Source organism: Rhodococcus sp. NPDC003322, assembly GCF_053589555.1.
In genome coordinates this window covers 325757-341884 of sequence record NZ_JBSFSC010000002.1, presented here as the reverse complement: position 1 = coordinate 341884, position 16128 = coordinate 325757, and the positions used below count along the sequence as shown (strand labels likewise).

Below are 16128 nucleotides of genomic sequence, written 5' to 3'. Positions count from 1 at the left end.
GCAGATGCCCCCTCGCGCACGACTCGGTGACCGCCTCACCGAGCAGGATCTGATCGACCTGGCCGCCGCACTTTCCGCGGGCAAACGGGCCACCGTGTACCTCAACGAAGCGACCCCGAGCCTCGGCCTGCCCGCCGGATGCTCGGCGAAGGTGGTGTCGGTGGACGGCACCACCGTGCTGATTCGTCCGAAGGGTGTGAACGACGAACTCCCCTTCGAGGCAGACGAATTGCGGTTGACCCGCAATCCGGCGCAGCCCGCTGCGAAGCCGAAACCCAAGCCCGCCCCCGCGGCACCCCGCACCCGCTCCGCGTCGGCCCGGTCCGCGCTGGAGCGTTCGGCCGCCTCGGCCCCGCCGGCGAAGAAGGCCCCGGCTGCGCCGAAGTCCGATGCCCGGCCCGCGCCGAAATCCGATGCCCCGACAACCACACCGAAGGCTGCCGTGACCGCACCGAAAACCGATGTCCCGCCGACCACTCCACCGGCCCCGGCGCCGAAGCGTCCCCGCCGCACGAAGGAACCGTCCGGCATCAGCGTGACCCTGCACGGCGAAGCCGGTGGGGAGTGGACCGTCACCGTCACCCACGGCGCCAAGCGGCCCGGTAAGGCCGCCCCGGTCGCTGCCGACGCCGCCGAGCGGGCCGTTCGCGAACTCGGCGATCCGGCCGCGCAGGAAGCGGTCGCATCCGTGATCTCGGCTGCCCGGGAGGCCGCCGCCCAGCGGGTCGAGGAGCTGAGCCGACAGCTCGAGGAGGCTCGCACCGCCCTGGAATCGCTGGGCGCGTAGCCCGGCACCCATCCTCTGCGGGTTCCCGAATGGCCCATTGGTTCGGCCAGTGCGAACCAATGGGCCATTCGGGAATCGAGGGGAGGTCAGCGGCGCAGGGCGTACGCCTTGAGTCGGCTGAAGCCGCGTACCCGAAGGGTGCGCAGCGGCCGCAGATGGAAGTCGCGGACCGCCCCGAGGGCCTCGGCCACGTTCTCGTCGACCAGCACGGTGCCCGGGCGGGCGGCGCTGGTCAGGCGCGCGGCGATGTTCACCACCGAGCCGTAGACGTCGCCGAATCGCATCAGCACCTCGCCGCGTGCGAGTCCGACCCGCAGGTTCGGCAGCTCCTCGGTGCTCGCCGCCGCGTCCTGCAGCGCCAACGCGATTCGCGCGGCGTCGGCGGGGTCCTCGACCGCGAACAGCACCTCGTCGCCGACGTTCTTGATCACCCAGCCGTGGTTCTGGCTGATCACGTTGGTGACGGTCGACTCGAAGAACTCGAGCAGCTCGGTCAGTTCGGTGATGTCCAGGCGGCGGGTCAGGCTGGTGTAGCCGACCATGTCGGCGAACCCGATCGTCAGGGCGCGGCTGGCGACGTCCTCGCCACGGTTGTCCAGGAAGCGGGCGGCGTTCGACGCCAGGTGCCGCCGCCACACGTACGACTGAAGTCTCTCCAAGGTCGGCAGCATCTGCTCGGCCACGAGCGTCGCCTCCGCGGCGACCGCGTGCACGTCGACCGCCTGGTCGGCGCCGTGGCTGCGGACCCGATCGACGATGTGACTGTTGAGCAGGCTCAGCTGCCACTCGGCCAGACGCGAGAACGACTGCCCGAGGGCGCGGGTCACCGACACCTCGAGGTCGGGGTCGATGATGCCACGGTCCACCAGCGACGTGATCGCCTGCAGGGCAGCGACATCGGCGTCGGTGAACATCGGGGTGCCGGGATCGGAATCGACGGCGAATCCCATCGCCACCCAGAGCCGCTGCGCGCGGGGGAGCGGGACCCCCGAGATCTCGGAGACCTGCTCCCGGGTGTACTTGATCTCGCCGCCGAGGAGGTTCCGCTCGACCTCCGCCTGGATCATCTCGAACTCGCGGGCCTGCCGCCGTTCGCTCGCCCGATCAGCCACACACGGCCCCGTTCGAGGCGGATCCCACCAGCTTCGTGTATTTCGCCAGCACTCCGCGAGTGTATCGGGGCGGCAACGGTTCCCACCCCTGTGCGCGGTGTGTCAGCTCACCCTCGTCGATGACCACGTCGAGCCGGCCGGATGCGACGTCGAGCCGGATGGGGTCGCCGTCCTGCACGAAGGCGATCGGCCCGCCGTCCACCGCCTCCGGTGCGACGTGCCCGACGCACAGGCCGGTGGTGCCGCCGGAGAAACGGCCGTCGGTCAGCAGCAGGACGTCCTTGCCGAGCCCGGCGCCCTTGATCGCGGCGGTGATGGCGAGCATCTCCCTCATCCCCGGCCCGCCCTTCGGGCCCTCGTAACGGATCACCACCGCGTCCCCGGCGGTGATGGTGCCGTCCTCCAGTGCATCCAGTGCGGCCCGCTCGCGGTCGAAAACCCGTGCCGTGCCCGTGAACACGTCGGACTCGAAGCCGGCCGACTTGACCACCGCGCCACCGGGGGCCAGGGATCCGGACAGGATGGTGATGCCGCCAGTCGGATGGATCGGTGCGGTCATCGCCCGCAGTACCTTGCCGTCCGGGTCGGGGGGTGCGATGTCGGCGAGGTTCTCGGCGACCGTGCGTCCGGTGACTGTCAGGCAGTCGCCGTGCAGCAGGCCGGCGTCGAGCAGGGCCTTCATGATCACGGGGACACCACCGATGCGGTCGACGTCCTTCATCACGTACGCCCCGAACGGTTTGACGTCCGCCAGGTGCGGGACGCGGGCCCCGACCCGTTTGAAATCCTCCAGAGTCAACGGAACACCGGCCTCGTGGGCGATCGCGAGCAGGTGCAGCACCGCGTTGGTGGACCCGCCGAACGCCATCACCACCGCGATCGCGTTCTCGAACGCCTCGGTGGTGAGGATGTCGGACGGGGTGATGCCGCGGCGCAGCAACTCGACCACGGCCTGTCCGCTGCGCCGCGCGTAACCGTCGCGTCGGCGGTCGGTGGCCGGTGGGGCGGCCGACCCGGGCAGCGACATGCCCAGCGCCTCCGCCGCACTGGCCATCGTGTTGGCGGTGTACATGCCGCCGCACGCACCCTCGCCGGGGCAGATGGCCCGCTCGATCGCGTCGACGTCCTCGCGGCTCATCAGGCCCCGCGCGCACGCCCCGACGGCCTCGAAGGCGTCGATGATCGTCACGTCCTTCTCGGTGCCGTCGGACAGCTTCGCGGTCCCGGGCAGGATCGAGCCGGCGTACAGGAACACCGAGGCGAGGTTCAGTCGGGCCGCGGCCATCAACATGCCCGGCAGCGACTTGTCGCAGCCGGCGAGCAGGACCGAGCCGTCGAGGCGCTCGGCCTCCATGACGGTTTCGACGCTGTCCGCGATCACCTCCCGCGACACCAGCGAGAAGTGCATGCCCTCGTGGCCCATCGAGATGCCGTCGGAGACCGAGATGGTGCCGAATTCGAGCGGGTAGCCGCCGGCGGCGTGCACGCCGTCCTTGACCGCGCGCGCCAGCCGGTCGAGGGACAGGTTGCACGGGGTGATCTCGTTCCACGACGAGGCGACACCGATCTGGGACTTGCCCCAGTCGTCGTCTCCCATCCCGACGGCCCGGAGCATGCCGCGGGCCGCGGTCTTCTCCAGTCCGTCCGTGACGTCCCGGCTGCGGGGCTTGATGTCGTGCTCACTCGTCATCACGTACCTCCCGGGGCGGCTGGTTGTCGGACGGTCGCGGATCGCGGCCGGTCAGTGCGATGAGGCGGTCCTGCGGTGAGGCGTCCTCGGACACCGGGACGGGATCGGCGAACAGGCCGCTGGCGGCGAGCATGTCCCGTTGCTCGTCCAGGACCTCCCACACCCCGGCGACGAGCCGAGAGTCCAAGCGGTCGTCCAGGCCGGCGGCGCGGGCCAGATCCCAGGCGTGAATCGTCACGTCGGAAACCTGCTCGCGCAGATAGTGTTCCACCGTCACCGTGGCGTAGGACAGGTGCACCGGCGTCGCCGGCGGCGCGGCGTCCCAGGCGGCGATCGCCAACCCGGAGTAGAGGTCCCACTCCGCCGCGAGGTCGTCGCGGAGCGGCCGGATCCGGCCCTCGGCCTCGTCGATCGACAGCCCGCTGAGCAGTGGCGGCACCCACTGCTGTTCGACGATGACGTGGCGCACCAGGGCGGTGACGTTCCACTCGGTGTCCGGGGTCGGGGCGGACCAGTCGGTGACCGCCTCGATGCGAGTGGAGAATTCGTGGTGGGCTCGGCGCAGCAGCGCGAGCCACTCCAGTGCCACGGCCACGCCTACTGTTGTGCGGGGTCGGGTCGCAGGACGCTGAACACGCCTCCGGTCGGGTCCGCGAGCACCGCCATGCGCCCGGCGCTCGGAACGTCGAACGGCGCGACCAGCACCGATCCGCCTGCCGCGGTCGACGTTTCCACCGCGGCATCGGTGTCGTCCGTGGCGAAGTACACGTGCCAGTGGGAGGGGACCTGCGGTGCACGGGGGGTGGAGCAGCCGCCGAAGTTCTCGCCGCCCGCGTGCAGCAGCGTGTACGAACCCTCCGGCATCGGCGCGGAGGTCTGGGTCACGCCGATCACGTCGGCGTAGAACGCGAGCGCCTTCGCCGGTTCCGGGGTGATCAACTCGGACCAGACGAGGGTGCCCGTCTCCTTCTCCAGGGTCGCGCCGATGTGCCTGCCCGCCTCCCAGAGTCCGACGACCGCGCCGGTCGGGTCCGTCACGAATGCCATTCGCCCGGCGTCACCGACATCGTCGGGCCCCATCACCACCTGCCCGCCTGCCGCCGCGACCTTGGCCGTCGTCGCGGTGACGTCGTCGGTGGCGAGGTAGGTGTTCCAGTGCGACGGCGTCCGGGCCGGGGTGCCCGGTGGTTGCCCGCCGACCGCGCCGACGGTGTGGCCGCGCAGGTGGGCCATCGAGTAGACCCCGCCCCCGGGGTTCGGCATGTCCTCGAATTCCCAGCCCAGCAGCCTGGAGTAGTAGTCCTTCGCGGCAGTGGGATCGCTCGCGGACAGGTCGACCCAGCAGGGGACACCCTCCGGGTAGCTCGAACGGATGGGCATGGTGACGTCCTTTCGCGGCGGAAATTCGGTCCAGCGGAACCCCGCCCGCAACCGGTGCCGGGCGAGGTCCACCGCTCACGTTTCCAGCCCGCGGCCCGTTTGGAAAGAGCAGCGGCCGTGACCTGTCCCGATCTCCGCCCGCTACCGGGGGTTCTCGCCCAGCACCAGCGGTAGCGACCGGTCCGCCTCCACGCGGTCGGGGACCCGTCGTACACGGCCGCGTCGGTGCGGCCTCATAGGTCGCCCGCCCCGGTTCGACGGAGTACGGCCCGTCCTTCGCCAGGGTCAGGTGGGTGCTCGAGTCGACTACGACGAGCGCCGGGTCTGCGAGGTGTTCGCGAAGCCAGGCGACGGAGACGGTGTCGGTGAACTGATGGCCCACGATGACCTCCGAGGTTCGGGAAGGCACGGCACTGCGCACGCCGTCGCCGCACCGCGGGGTGAAGCGAGGTCAACGCTCGCCGCGAGCGGAATCCTCCGGTGCGAGCGCCGGCGCAGAGACATCGCAATGTGGTCGGCACTCGATCGAATCCGGCTGTTCCGCAGGGGGCTTCACTGTAGGGACCATCGCTGCGGCGATGGCGGCACCGGCGAGCATCAGTCCGGCACAGATCAGCATCGCGACCCGGAACCCGTCCGAGAACGACGCCGGGTCGCTGTAGCCGGTGATTCCCGCGAGCCCCGGCAGGGCCGCGACCGCGAGGAGTTGAGCGCTGCGGGCCACGGCATTGTTCACACCCGACGCGATGCCGGACCGCTCGGTCGGGACCGAGTTCAGCACGGCCCCGGTCAGCGGGGCCACCAACGTGGACAGGCCGAGCCCGAAGACGAGAACCGCAGGCAGTACCTCCGTGAGATACGAAGCGTCCGGACCGATCCGGAGCATCAGCAGCAGGCCGGCCGCGCCGATCAGCGGACCGGCCGTCATCGGCAGCCGTGGCCCGTGGTGCTGCGCCCAGCGCCCGGCCCGGGCCGACAGGACCAGCATCAGCACGGTGATCGGCAGGGTCGCCAGCCCGGACGCCATCGGCGAGTATCCGGCCACGATCTGCAACTGCAGGACGAGCAGGAAGAACACCCCGCCCAGTGCGGCGTACACCGTCAGCGTCACCAGATTGGCGGCGGTGAACACCCGGGAGCGGAACAGCGACGGTGGGACCAATGGGTCGGGGGAGCGGCGTTCCGCGACGAGGAAGGCCGCGAAGACTGCGATCCCGCCGCCCACGGGAAGAGGTTGCCCGGCGATCAGGCCGTAGGTGAGCGCGGCGAGCGCGACGATGCCCAGCGTCGTCCCGGGCAGGTCGAGCCGGCCGTGCGCCTGCGGGTCGCGGCTGTCGGGGACATGACGCACGGACACCCACACCACCGCGATCGCGAGCGGCACATTCAGCCAGAACACCGCACGCCACGACGCCACCTCGACGAGCCAGCCGCCGACCAGCGGCCCCGCAGCCGACGCCACGCCGCCGAACCCGGACCACAACCCGATCGCCGTGCCCCGGTCGTCGGGGTCGATCGTCGCCGACAGCAGCGCCAGGCTGCCCGGTGTGAGCAGGGCGGCGCCGATGCCCTGCAGGATGCGTGCCGAGACGAGCGTTTCGATGGTCGGCGCGAGCGCGCACGCGATCGAGGCGAGCGTGAACCAGACCGTTCCCCAGACGAACACGCGCCGACGGCCGAGCCGGTCGCCGAGCGCGCCTGCGAGCAGGATCAGGGAGGCGAGGGTCAGGGTGTAGCCGCTCAGGACCCACTGCAGTCCGGAGACCGTGGCGCCGAGGTCCTCACCGATGCGGGGCAGCGCGATGTTGACGACCGTCGCGTCGAGCATCGCCAGCGACGAGCCGAGCACGGTCGCGAGTACGACTGCGCGTCCGGTTGGCGATCGCAGCTGGACCGTCATGGAGTCGAGGCTACGCCGTGAACATTTGCGGCAGCCGGATTCAAACCCGTCACCTGCGGTTACGGGCGAGATTCGTTCTCGGGAGGGCGATTCGGGCCGAGTGGTCCGGTTACATACATCCCGCTCACCCACTCACACATTCGAGGAGTAGTTCAATGGCAGTAGCACGTGCAACCCGCGCCGGTTCGTCGGAAGAGGATCTCGCCCTCATCAAGCAGATCCAGCCCGTCGTGTCCGGTCTGGGCACGATCATCGGTGGCGTGGGCGCGACCCTCGCTGTGGTCGGTGCGCTCTCGGCGTTCAGCTGACTCGCGGCACCTGTGCGCGCTTCTGGTGGTCCCAGCCACCGGAAGCGCGCACAGGCGCGTAACGCCTACTTGTAGTCGTAGAAGCCGCGGCCGGTCTTGCGGCCCAGGCGGCCGGCGTCGACCATGCGGCGCAGCAGCGCCGGCGGGGCGTAGTGCGGTTCGGCGAACTCGGCGTACAGCGACTCCGCCGCGGCCAGCGCGATGTCCAGGCCGACGGTGTCGAGCAGGGTCAGCGGGCCCATCGGGTAGCCGCAGCCACCCTTCATCGCGGCGTCGATGTCGTCGGCGGACGCGTACCCGGATTCGAGCATCCGCACCGCCTGGCACAGGTACGGGATGAGCAGCGCGTTGACGATGAACCCGGACCGGTCACCGGCCTGCACGGTGGTCTTGCCGAGGGTGCTGCTCGCGTAGTCGGTGACCGCGGCGGCGGTCTCCGGGGAGGTGACCAGGGTGGAGATGATCTCCACCAGCGGCATCACCGGCACCGGGTTGAAGAAGTGCACGCCGACGACCTGCTCGGGGCGCGTGGTGGCGCCCGCGACCTTGATCACCGGGATCGAGGAGGTGTTGGTGGCGAGGATGCCGGCCGGCTTGACGATCTTGTCGAGCTTGCCGAAGATCTCGTACTTCAGTGCCTCGATCTCCGGGGCGGCTTCGATGACGAGGTCGCGGTCGGCGAACTCCTCGATGTCGAGGGTGACCCGGACGCGGGCGATTGCCGCGTCGGCCTCTTCCTGGGTGATCTTGCCCTTGGCGACGCCGCGGGAGATCGACGAGGCGATCCGCGTGGTGGCGGCGTCCGCGAACTCCTGCTTCGTCTCGAGCACCAGGACGTCGCTCCCGGCCTTCGCGCATACCTCGGCGATTCCGGCACCCATGGTGCCGCCACCGATCACTCCGATCAGCTGCACAGTCATCTCTCCAAACCTGAAATGCTCGTCATCTTGTCGTGGGCCATTCTGCTACGCGCCGGTAACCGGGCTTCCGCCCGCCCGCAGCTCGTTCTTGCGGATCTTGCCGGTGGGGGTGCGCGGCAGGTCCGACGCGAACGCGATGTCACGCGGCACCTTGTACCCGGCGAGCAGGCTCCGGGTGTGTGCGATCAACTCCTCCGCCGTGAGCTCCGCACCCGGCCGGAGCAGCACGAACGCCTTCGGGCGCTCCCCCCACTTGTCGTCCGGGACGCCGATCACCGCGACGTCCGCGACGGCCGGGTGGGAGACGATCGCCTGCTCGACCTCGACGGTGGAGATGTTCTCGCCGCCGGAGATGATGATGTCCTTCGCGCGGTCCTTGAGCTGGATGTACCCGTCCGGGTGCATGACGCCGAGGTCGCCGGTGTGGAACCAGCCACCGGCGAACGCCTCCGCGGTGGCCTTCTCGTCCCGGTAATAGCCCAGCATCACGTTGTTGCCGCGCAGCACGATCTCGCCGAGGCTCACCCCGTCGGCGGGCACGTCGTTCATCTGGGGGTCCACCACCCGCGCGGTCTCGGCCTGCAGCATGCCGACGCCCTGCCGGGAGATCAGCACCGCCCGCTCCGCCGGATCCAGGGCCGCCCACGACTCCTGCGGCTCGCAGATCGTGTACGGCCCGTACACCTCGGTCAGCCCGTACACGTGTACGACGGTGACGCCGAGCGCCTCGAGCTTGCCGATGATCGTCGGCGACGGCGGGGCGCCTGCGGTGGTGATGCGCATCGGGTGCGCCAGCGGGTGCGCCTGCTCGGCGTCGGCGATGATCGAGCAGACGGTCGGGGCGCCGCACAGGTTGGTGATCCCGAGGGTGTCGATCGCGTCCCAGATCGCGTCCGCGCGTACCGCCCGCAGGCACACGTGGGTGCCGCCGGCCGCGGTGACCGCCCAGGGTGTGCACCAGCCGTTGCAGTGGAACATCGGCAGCGTCCACAGGTACTTCGAGTCCCCGGTGAACCCGTTGTGGAAGGTCTCACCGAACGAATTGAGGTAGGCGCCGCGATGGGAGTACATGACGCCCTTGGGCTTTCCGGTGGTGCCGGAGGTGTAGTTGATCGCGATCGGGGACAGCTCGTCGTCCACCGCCCACGGCAGTTCGGCGCCGTCGACCGCGGTGGCCAGCAGTTCGGCGTACGTGGTGGTCGCGACGCCGGCGACGGGCTCGTCGACGATGTTCGTGGAGTCGGGGATCTCGACGATCTCGCGCACCGTCGGCACCGCCTCCCGGATGGTGGCGGCGGAGCCGAGCAGTTCGGAGTCCACGAAGAGGATCGAGGCCCCGGAGTGATCGAGGATGTACTCCAGTTCCGGGCCCGCCAGGCGCGAGTTCAACGCGATCAGCACACCGCCGGCGAGTGGCACCGCGAAGTGCGCCATCAACATCTCGGGGGTGTTGGGGCACAGGTACGCGATCCGGTCGCCGGGGGTGATGCGGGCCCGCAGCACCCGCGCCAGCCGCTGCACCTCGTCGCCGAACTCGCGGTAGCTGTAGCGGCGGTCGCCGTGGATGATCGCGGTGCGGTCGGGGAACACCGCCGCCGAGCGCTCCAGGAAACGCAGCGGGCTGAGCTGGGAGTGGTTGGGGGCGAGTACGGCGGTCATGGGCGGTTTTCTCCAGGTCCGGACGGTGCCCGTCGGGTGTGACGGGGCTTACAGGCGTTCCCCCCGACGGTAGGGGCCACTGCGGGTGGGCCGCTACCCTACGAAGTGGGTAGGCGATGACAGAGACGACGAGAACGAACGAGGTGCTGCGGCCGAGCGACGAGGACGCGCTGCGCGCCGAGCTGCGGGCACTGAGCACGTCGAGCGCGTTCCCGGTCCTGTTCGGTGGTGCCGTCGCCGAGGGCGCGATGCTGTTGTCCGGGTTCGCGGGCACCCGCAGCTCGATCCTGCGCGGGTTGACCATCGACTTCCGCTGCGGTCTCGGCGGTCGGGCGGTCGCCGAACAGCGGCCCGAGGCCGCTCCGGACTACTTCGACTCCGACCACATCACCCACGAGTACGACGTGCAGGTCGCCGGGGAGGGCATCGAATCGCTGCTGGCGGTGCCGGTGGTCGTGCGCGGCGTCACGCGGGCCGCCCTGTACGGCGGGCTGCGGACCCGGCGGCCGATCGGGGACGCCATGACCGACCCGGTGCTGAGGGCCGCGTCGCGGTTGGCGCGTGAGATCGAGATCCGTGACGAGGTGGACCGGCGGGTCGCGCTGCTCGCGAACGTGGTGCCCCGGGCCCCCCGCACAACGTCGGAGTCGGAACGGATCACCGAGAGCTATCTGGCCCTGCACGAGCTCGCCGACCGGGTCGGCGACGAGACGGTGGCCGCGCAGCTGCGCGAGGTGGAGGCCTCGCTCCGATCGCTCACCACGCCCGTCACGGCAGACGACTCGATCAGGTTGTCTCCCCGGGAATTCGACCTGCTCTCGCACGTCGCGCTCGGTTGCCGCAACGCCGAGATCGCCGAGAGGCTTTCCCTCAGTGTGGAAACCGTGAAGACCTACATGCGCACCCTGATGGCCAAGCTCGAGGTGGGCAGTCGGCAGGAGGCGGTGTTCGAGGCGCGGCGGCGAGGCTTGCTGCCGTGATCATTCGCGTCGAGGCGGCGCAGGCAGTGACGGGTCCCGAAGCGATGCCTGATAGCCGGTGGTCAGCCAGAAGACGGTGCGGTCGATCGTCGGCATGATGTCGGTGACCTCGATCAACCCGTCGCGGCAGCGCCCCACCAGGCCGTAGACGACGCTCGAGAGGATCGATTCCAGGTCGGCGACGAAGTCGGGGTCCACGTCGGACAGGACCGCCATGCCGACCGGCACGACGGCATCGAAGCTACGCACGGCGAAGCCCTCGCCGCCGGGCGCGGCACTCACACGGAAGTACGCGAAGAGCATCGCCGGGTGTTGTTCCCACGGTTCGAAGATGGCCCGGATCACGCGCATCATCGCCGGGTGCAGCGGCTCGTTCGGGTCGCGCGGCTTGGTGACGAGCCCGGAGTGGTTCCCCGCCATCCAGCGTTCGATCGCGGCGAGGATCAGCTCGTCCCGGGTTGCGTACCGCTTGTAGATGGTCGACAGAGACGTGCGGGCGCGGCGTGCGACCTCACGCAGCTGGACCGCGTCGTATCCCTCGTTCTCGAGTAGGTCGACGACGGTGTCGAGGAGTCGGTCTCGAGTCGGGTCCACCCCATCCACAACATCGGAGTTCTCCATTTTTGCGAATTTCCTTGCCGTCGGTGAGTAACAGAGTTACCGTGCTCCCGGTAACACGGTTACTCACAGTACCTCCAGCGGCGGCCGTGGGGTGAATGTCCGCCCCGCCGCTCGAGACCGAATTCACCCTGGGGAGCGCCCGATGACGGGATCACCGAAGCGCCTACACGTCGATCGCGACCTGTGCGAGGCGCATGCACTGTGCGTCGAGATCGCGCCCGAGATCTTCACTCTCGCCGACGACGACGTTGCCGTCTGCGACGAGAGTCCGCCGGAAGCGTTGTGGCCCAAGGCGCGGTCGGCGGTCAGCGCCTGCCCGCGCCAGGCCGTCAGTTTCTTGGAGGACCCACCTGCCACCTCACCTCGTTCACCCGAAAGGCCAGTGATCCCATGACCGATCTCGCATCAGTCGACTACTTCTCCGACGGAGAGGTCGCGCAGAATCCCTTCGAGTACTTCGACCACCTCCGGGGCCGGAACCCCGTCTTCCGTGAGCCGCACCACGGCGTGGTTGTCGTCACCGGCCACGACGAGGTGATCGAGGGGTTCAAGAACACCGAAGCCCTCTCGGCCGTCAACGCGATCGGCGGACCGTTTCCCCCGCTGCCGTTCGTGCCCGAGGGTGACGACATCACCGCTCAGATCGAAGCCCACCGCCACCAGTTCCCGATCTTCGAGCACATCGTCACGATGGATCCCCCCGATCACACGAAGGCCCGGTCGCTGCTGGGGCGGATGCTGACACCGAAACGACTGCAGGAGAACGAGGAATTCCTGTGGACCCTGGCGGACCGCCAGTTCGACGAATTCATCGACAACGGTCGCTGCGAGTTTCTCGGCGAGTACGCGAAACCGTTCGCCACCCTGGCGATCACGGACCTGCTCGGCGTCCCCGAGGAGGACCGCGAGGAGTTCCGCCAGGCACTGGGTGCCGACGCACGACCCGGTGCCCGCGTCGGAGCGCTCGATCACGAGCCGGTCGGGATCAACCCGCTGGAATACCTGGACGAGCGTTTCGGCGGTTACATCGCAGAACGCAGGCGTGAACCCCGCGGCGACATTCTCAGCGGCCTGGCCTCGGCCACGTATCCGGACGGATCGACTCCCGCACTCCTCGAGGTGGTGCGGCCGGCGACCTTCCTGTTCGCGGCCGGACAGGAAACGGTGACGAAGCTCCTCAGCTCGGCGCTGCGGGTCCTCGGTGAGCGGCCGGAGTACCAGCAGATCCTGCGTGAGGATCGCAGTCTCATCCGGGCTTTCATCGAGGAGTCGTTGCGCTTCGACAGCCCGACGAAGGTCGACTTCCGCCTCGCCCGCAAGTCCACCAGAATCGGCGATCTCGACATCCCGGCCGGGACGGTCGTGATGCTGGGTCTCGCTGCCGCCAACCGCGATCCGCGCAAGTTCGACGACCCGAACGAGTTCCGGCTCGACAGGAAGAACGCACACGATCACGTCGCGTTCGGGCGGGGGCTGCACACGTGTGCCGGCGCGCCGCTCGCCCGCGTGGAAGGTCACGTGACCCTGAACCGGCTGCTCGACAGGATGAGCGACATCGGCATCAGCGAGAGCGCGCACGGACCGACGGACGACCGTCGGTACGCGTACGAGCCCACCTTCCTGTTGCGCGGACTCACCGAACTCCACATCGAGTTCAGCCCGACCCGTTAGAGGCAATCCGGCAACACCGCTTCGGGCAGTCGCCCGAAGCGCGACGAGAGAGGCAAGTCATGGCAGGGAGAGTTGAAGGCAAGGTCGCGTTCGTCACGGGTGCGGCCCGCGGTCAGGGGCGCAGTCACGCGGTACGGCTGGCGCAGGAGGGCGCGGACATCATCGCGATCGACATCTGCGGACCGATCAGGGAGAACGCGCAGATCGAGCCGTCCGGACCGAATGATCTGGCCGAAACCGTGGAGCTGGTCAAGGGTCTGGGCCGTCGCATCGTGGCGGCGGAGGTCGATGTGCGTGATTTCGACGCCCTGAAGGTGGCCGTCGACAACGGAGTCGAACAGTTGGGTCGGCTCGACATCATCGTCGCCAACGCCGGGATCGGGACGGGTGGTGTCACCCTCGACCAGACCGACGAGTTCGACTGGCAGGAGATGCTCGACATCAACCTCTCCGGCGTCTGGAAGTCGGTGAAATCCGGTGTCCCTCACATGATCGCGGCAGGAAACGGCGGATCGATCGTCCTGACGAGCTCGGTCGGCGGGCTGAAGGCCTACCCGAACATGGGCCCGTACATCGCCGCGAAGCACGGCGTGGTCGGACTGATGCGCACGTTCGCGGTCGAACTGGGACAGCACTCGATTCGGGTCAACACCGTCCACCCCACGAACGTGAACACCCCGATGTTCATGAACGAGGGGGCGATGAAGATGTTCCGCCCCGACCTCGAGAATCCTGGACCGGAGGACCTCAAGGTCGTCGCACAGCTCATGCACGTACTGCCGGTCGGCTGGGTGGAACCCGAGGACATCAGCAACGCCGTGCTGTTCCTCGCTTCCGACGAATCCCGCTACGTCACGGGCCTTCCCCTCACCGTCGACGCGGGGAGCAACCTCAAGTAGTCACGCGCTGAGAACGACTCGGCACCCGGTCCTGAATCTCGCGGTGGATTCAGGACCCGGTGCCGGCGGTGCAGGCGGTACGGGTCACGACAGGTAGCGCACCAGATTCTCCGCGACGCAGGCAGGTTTCTCGGCGCCCTCGGCGGTGATCGTGACGGTGCGGGTGACCTGGATGCCGCCCGCGACATCGGCGACGTCGGTGAGCTCGACCGTGCCACGGACGCGGCTGCCCACCGGGACGGGCGAGATGAACCGGACCTTGCCGAGTCCGTAGTTGAGCGCCATCCGCGCGCAGCTGACGGTCATCACCTGCTGGGTGATCGGGGCCAACAGCGACAGCGTGAGGAAGCCGTGGGCGATGGTCCCGCCGTACGGTCCGTCGATTGCCCGATCGGTGTCGACGTGGATCCACTGGTGATCGTCGGTCGCGTCGGCGAAGCCGTCGATGCGGTGCTGATCGACCGTGATCCAGTCACTGGTACCCACCGTGGTGCCCACGGCGGTGCGCAGCGTGTCGAAGTCGGCGAAATCGGTCATGGGAGGTTTGGCTTCCTGTTCTGTGTCCTGGACCCGGAATCACCACTGCCGCGCTCACGCGCTGCTCGCGGCCCCCGCCGTTGCGGCCGGCCGGGGCGGCCGGTTGACGAACCAGAGGTTCTCCTCGACGAGGCGCTCGCTGCGCCAGCCGTCCGGGGTCCGCACCACGGTGTGGTGGTAGTTGCCACCGCAGATGCTGAGCCCGTCGAGTCCCGGGAACTGCATGGGGTTGACGAACATCGCGGTCACCTTTGCCCGGTCGCCGTCGAGCTCGACCTGGACGTTCGTCACGAAGTGCTGCTTCATCGTCAGCACGGACAGGGTCGACCCGAACACGGCCGCCATCTGGTGTCGGTCACCCGGCGGGTAGCCGGCCGAGCTGTAGTCGAGGACGGCGTCCTCGGTGAAGACGTCGACGTAGCCCTCCCAGTCATCTGTGTCCACCGCCCGGGCGTATCGGTACAGCAGGTTCTCGATCTCCTGCCGATCGCGAATGTCGTTGTCCAAGTTCGTCTTCTCCTCGGGCGTCAGAACTCGGTGACACCGGCGTCCGGTGCGAGTTCGTGGGCGGTCATGTACTTCGAGTCGTCCGAGGCGAGGAAGAGCACGGTGCCGGAGACGTCTTCGGGTTCGGTGATGTCGACCGGCATCATGTTCATCATCATCGGGCCGAGCCGGGCGTTGTCGGGGAGTGCCTGGGCGATCGCCGGCCCGACCTCGGTGACCATCGGGGTGTTCACTCCGGTCGGGTGCAGGCTGTTGACCCGGATGTGGTGTCGGGCCAGTTCCGCAGCGAAGGCCTTCGCCATGCCGCGCACCGCCCACTTGCTTGTGGTGTACGGAACCATGAACGGCTGCGCCTTGAGCCCGGCGGCGGAGCTGACCAGGATGATCGATCCGCCACCCGCGGTGACGAGATGCGGTGCACCCACCATCATGGTGTTCCAGACGCCGGTGACGTTCGTGCCGACCACGTCCTCGTACATCTGCGGGGTGACCTCGGACCAGGGTGCCGCGACGCAGATGCCCGCATTGGCCACGACGATGTCCAACCGTCCCAGCTGCGAGACGGCGCCGTCGACGATCGAGCGCAGTTCGTCCAGATTCCGGACGTCGACCACTCCCGAAACCGCTCGCTGCCCGGTCTTCTCCACCAGGCGAACGGTCTCCTCGAGGTCCTCGACGGTCGCCGGCGGATAGCGCACGCTGTCCGGAAGCGGCGCGCAGACGTCGACGACGACGACGTCCGCCCCCTCCTCCGCCAGTCGGACTGCGTGTGCCCGCCCCTGTCCGCGTGCGGCGCCCGTTATCAGTGCCACCTTGCCGGCGACCCGCTCACTCATCGATTCTCCTGTGGTTCGTTCCCGCCCGGAACGGCCCCGAGGGACGGGCGGAAGGGCAGGCCGCTCAGCTGGCGTGTGCGGCGGGTGGGGTGATCCGGTTGTTGCACAGCGTCATCAGTTCGACGACGAGGGACGGCTCGAGGCTGTGCCCGCGCGGGTCGGTGAGCATCCGGCGGACCCGGTGGTAGTACTGCTGCGCGGACACCCCGAACTCGACGAAGATGTCCTCGTCGTCCCCGCCGTTCCAGTGCCGCCATTTCAGGGCATGTGCGAGCATCGCGACGTCGTTGGTCATGTGTACCCCCTTCAGGTTGTGGGCCG

The 16128-nt window shown here is 68.9% G+C and carries 18 protein-coding genes; 6 read left to right on the top strand and 12 right to left on the bottom strand.

The annotated features are described in order from the left end of the window. The first annotated feature begins 4 nt into the window (after positions 1-4). Complete coding sequence (locus ACWDUM_RS08005; protein ID WP_450133554.1) at positions 5-787, top strand: DUF6319 family protein; 783 nt, start codon at positions 5-7, stop codon at positions 785-787. 86 nt (positions 788-873) lie between these two features. On the opposite strand, the gene ACWDUM_RS08000 is transcribed toward ACWDUM_RS08005, so the two are convergent. From ACWDUM_RS08000 to ACWDUM_RS07980, 5 genes are all read right to left on the bottom strand, one after another. Beyond that, entirely contained in the window at positions 874-1899 is a 1026-nt protein-coding gene (locus tag ACWDUM_RS08000; RefSeq protein WP_450133553.1) for an adenylate/guanylate cyclase domain-containing protein, read from the bottom strand. Next, a complete protein-coding gene (gene ilvD, locus ACWDUM_RS07995) occupies positions 1892-3589 on the bottom strand; it encodes a dihydroxy-acid dehydratase (RefSeq protein WP_450133552.1) in 1698 nt (565 codons plus the stop codon). Before ilvD ends, ACWDUM_RS08000 begins: the two co-directional genes overlap by 8 nt. Further along, positions 3579-4178, bottom strand: coding sequence for a TIGR03086 family metal-binding protein (locus ACWDUM_RS07990; RefSeq protein ID WP_450112039.1), 600 nt, complete (start codon positions 4176-4178; stop codon positions 3579-3581). The genes ilvD and ACWDUM_RS07990 overlap by 11 nt, the downstream gene beginning before the upstream one ends. An 8-nt stretch (positions 4179-4186) precedes the next feature. Then, positions 4187-4969: a VOC family protein gene (locus ACWDUM_RS07985; RefSeq protein ID WP_450133551.1), complete on the bottom strand. Its 783-nt coding sequence runs from the start codon at positions 4967-4969 to the stop codon at positions 4187-4189. Between the two features lie 451 nt (positions 4970-5420). Next, positions 5421-6869, bottom strand: coding sequence for an MFS transporter (locus ACWDUM_RS07980; protein ID WP_450133550.1), 1449 nt, complete (start codon positions 6867-6869; stop codon positions 5421-5423). Positions 6870-7024: 155 nt separating this feature from the next. Here ACWDUM_RS07980 and ACWDUM_RS07975 point away from each other — a divergent pair, with 155 nt between their 5' ends. After that, entirely contained in the window at positions 7025-7177 is a 153-nt protein-coding gene (locus tag ACWDUM_RS07975; protein ID WP_450111810.1) for a hypothetical protein, read from the top strand. Positions 7178-7242: 65 nt separating this feature from the next. Here ACWDUM_RS07975 and ACWDUM_RS07970 read toward each other — a convergent pair whose 3' ends face one another. Further along, positions 7243-8091 carry a 3-hydroxybutyryl-CoA dehydrogenase gene (locus tag ACWDUM_RS07970; RefSeq protein ID WP_450134181.1) on the bottom strand — a complete coding sequence of 283 codons (849 nt, stop codon included), beginning with the start codon at positions 8089-8091 and terminating at the stop codon, positions 7243-7245. 51 nt (positions 8092-8142) lie between these two features. Then, positions 8143-9756, bottom strand: a complete 1614-nt coding sequence (locus tag ACWDUM_RS07965) for an acyl--CoA ligase family protein (RefSeq protein WP_450111811.1) — start codon at positions 9754-9756, stop codon at positions 8143-8145. Between the two features lie 116 nt (positions 9757-9872). On the opposite strand from ACWDUM_RS07965, the gene ACWDUM_RS07960 reads away from it, so the two are divergent. Then, positions 9873-10736: a response regulator transcription factor gene (locus tag ACWDUM_RS07960; protein ID WP_450133549.1), complete on the top strand. Its 864-nt coding sequence runs from the start codon at positions 9873-9875 to the stop codon at positions 10734-10736. Here ACWDUM_RS07960 and ACWDUM_RS07955 read toward each other — a convergent pair whose 3' ends face one another. Next, complete coding sequence (locus ACWDUM_RS07955) at positions 10737-11357, bottom strand: TetR family transcriptional regulator (RefSeq protein ID WP_450133548.1); 621 nt, start codon at positions 11355-11357, stop codon at positions 10737-10739. It abuts the gene before it with no gap. 142 nt (positions 11358-11499) lie between these two features. Between ACWDUM_RS07955 and ACWDUM_RS07950 the strand changes: the two genes are divergently transcribed. From ACWDUM_RS07950 to ACWDUM_RS07940, 3 genes are read left to right on the top strand one after another with little or no spacing between them, the layout of a single operon-like run. Continuing rightward, positions 11500-11751 carry a ferredoxin gene (locus ACWDUM_RS07950; protein WP_450133547.1) on the top strand — a complete coding sequence of 84 codons (252 nt, stop codon included), beginning with the start codon at positions 11500-11502 and terminating at the stop codon, positions 11749-11751. Next, entirely contained in the window at positions 11748-13028 is a 1281-nt protein-coding gene (locus tag ACWDUM_RS07945; protein ID WP_450133546.1) for a cytochrome P450, read from the top strand. Before ACWDUM_RS07950 ends, ACWDUM_RS07945 begins: the two co-directional genes overlap by 4 nt. A 59-nt stretch (positions 13029-13087) precedes the next feature. Continuing rightward, a complete protein-coding gene (locus tag ACWDUM_RS07940; protein WP_450133545.1) occupies positions 13088-13927 on the top strand; it encodes a mycofactocin-coupled SDR family oxidoreductase in 840 nt (279 codons plus the stop codon). An 84-nt stretch (positions 13928-14011) separates the two neighbouring features. Here the strand turns inward: ACWDUM_RS07940 and ACWDUM_RS07935 are convergent, their stop codons facing one another. The 4 genes from ACWDUM_RS07935 to ACWDUM_RS07920 form a co-directional block, all read right to left on the bottom strand. Beyond that, positions 14012-14464 (bottom strand): MaoC family dehydratase, encoded by a 453-nt coding sequence (locus ACWDUM_RS07935; RefSeq protein WP_450133544.1) that lies wholly within the window; start codon positions 14462-14464, stop codon positions 14012-14014. Positions 14465-14518: 54 nt separating this feature from the next. Further along, positions 14519-14971: a nuclear transport factor 2 family protein gene (locus ACWDUM_RS07930; protein WP_450133543.1), complete on the bottom strand. Its 453-nt coding sequence runs from the start codon at positions 14969-14971 to the stop codon at positions 14519-14521. 20 nt (positions 14972-14991) lie between these two features. Beyond that, positions 14992-15807: a mycofactocin-coupled SDR family oxidoreductase gene (locus ACWDUM_RS07925; protein WP_450133542.1), complete on the bottom strand. Its 816-nt coding sequence runs from the start codon at positions 15805-15807 to the stop codon at positions 14992-14994. Positions 15808-15871: 64 nt separating this feature from the next. Beyond that, positions 15872-16102, bottom strand: a complete 231-nt coding sequence (locus ACWDUM_RS07920; protein ID WP_450111820.1) for a DUF3263 domain-containing protein — start codon at positions 16100-16102, stop codon at positions 15872-15874. Positions 16103-16128: the final 26 nt, after the last annotated feature.

Bases quoted from the DNA above. Each gene is read 5' to 3' on its own strand.
- ACWDUM_RS08005 (WP_450133554.1), top strand. From the start codon at position 5: ATGCCCCCTCGCGCACGACTCGGTGACCGCCTCACCGAGCAGGATCTG.
- ilvD (WP_450133552.1), bottom strand. From the start codon at position 3,589: ATGACGAGTGAGCACGACATCAAGCCCCGCAGCCGGGACGTCACGGAC.
- ACWDUM_RS07985 (WP_450133551.1), bottom strand. From the start codon at position 4,969: ATGCCCATCCGTTCGAGCTACCCGGAGGGTGTCCCCTGCTGGGTCGAC.
- ACWDUM_RS07980 (WP_450133550.1), bottom strand. From the start codon at position 6,869: ATGACGGTCCAGCTGCGATCGCCAACCGGACGCGCAGTCGTACTCGCG.
- ACWDUM_RS07975 (WP_450111810.1), top strand. From the start codon at position 7,025: ATGGCAGTAGCACGTGCAACCCGCGCCGGTTCGTCGGAAGAGGATCTC.
- ACWDUM_RS07965 (WP_450111811.1), bottom strand. From the start codon at position 9,756: ATGACCGCCGTACTCGCCCCCAACCACTCCCAGCTCAGCCCGCTGCGT.
- ACWDUM_RS07960 (WP_450133549.1), top strand. From the start codon at position 9,873: ATGACAGAGACGACGAGAACGAACGAGGTGCTGCGGCCGAGCGACGAG.
- ACWDUM_RS07955 (WP_450133548.1), bottom strand. From the start codon at position 11,357: ATGGAGAACTCCGATGTTGTGGATGGGGTGGACCCGACTCGAGACCGA.
- ACWDUM_RS07950 (WP_450133547.1), top strand. From the start codon at position 11,500: ATGACGGGATCACCGAAGCGCCTACACGTCGATCGCGACCTGTGCGAG.
- ACWDUM_RS07945 (WP_450133546.1), top strand. From the start codon at position 11,748: ATGACCGATCTCGCATCAGTCGACTACTTCTCCGACGGAGAGGTCGCG.
- ACWDUM_RS07940 (WP_450133545.1), top strand. From the start codon at position 13,088: ATGGCAGGGAGAGTTGAAGGCAAGGTCGCGTTCGTCACGGGTGCGGCC.
- ACWDUM_RS07935 (WP_450133544.1), bottom strand. From the start codon at position 14,464: ATGACCGATTTCGCCGACTTCGACACGCTGCGCACCGCCGTGGGCACC.
- ACWDUM_RS07925 (WP_450133542.1), bottom strand. From the start codon at position 15,807: ATGAGTGAGCGGGTCGCCGGCAAGGTGGCACTGATAACGGGCGCCGCA.
- ACWDUM_RS07920 (WP_450111820.1), bottom strand. From the start codon at position 16,102: ATGACCAACGACGTCGCGATGCTCGCACATGCCCTGAAATGGCGGCAC.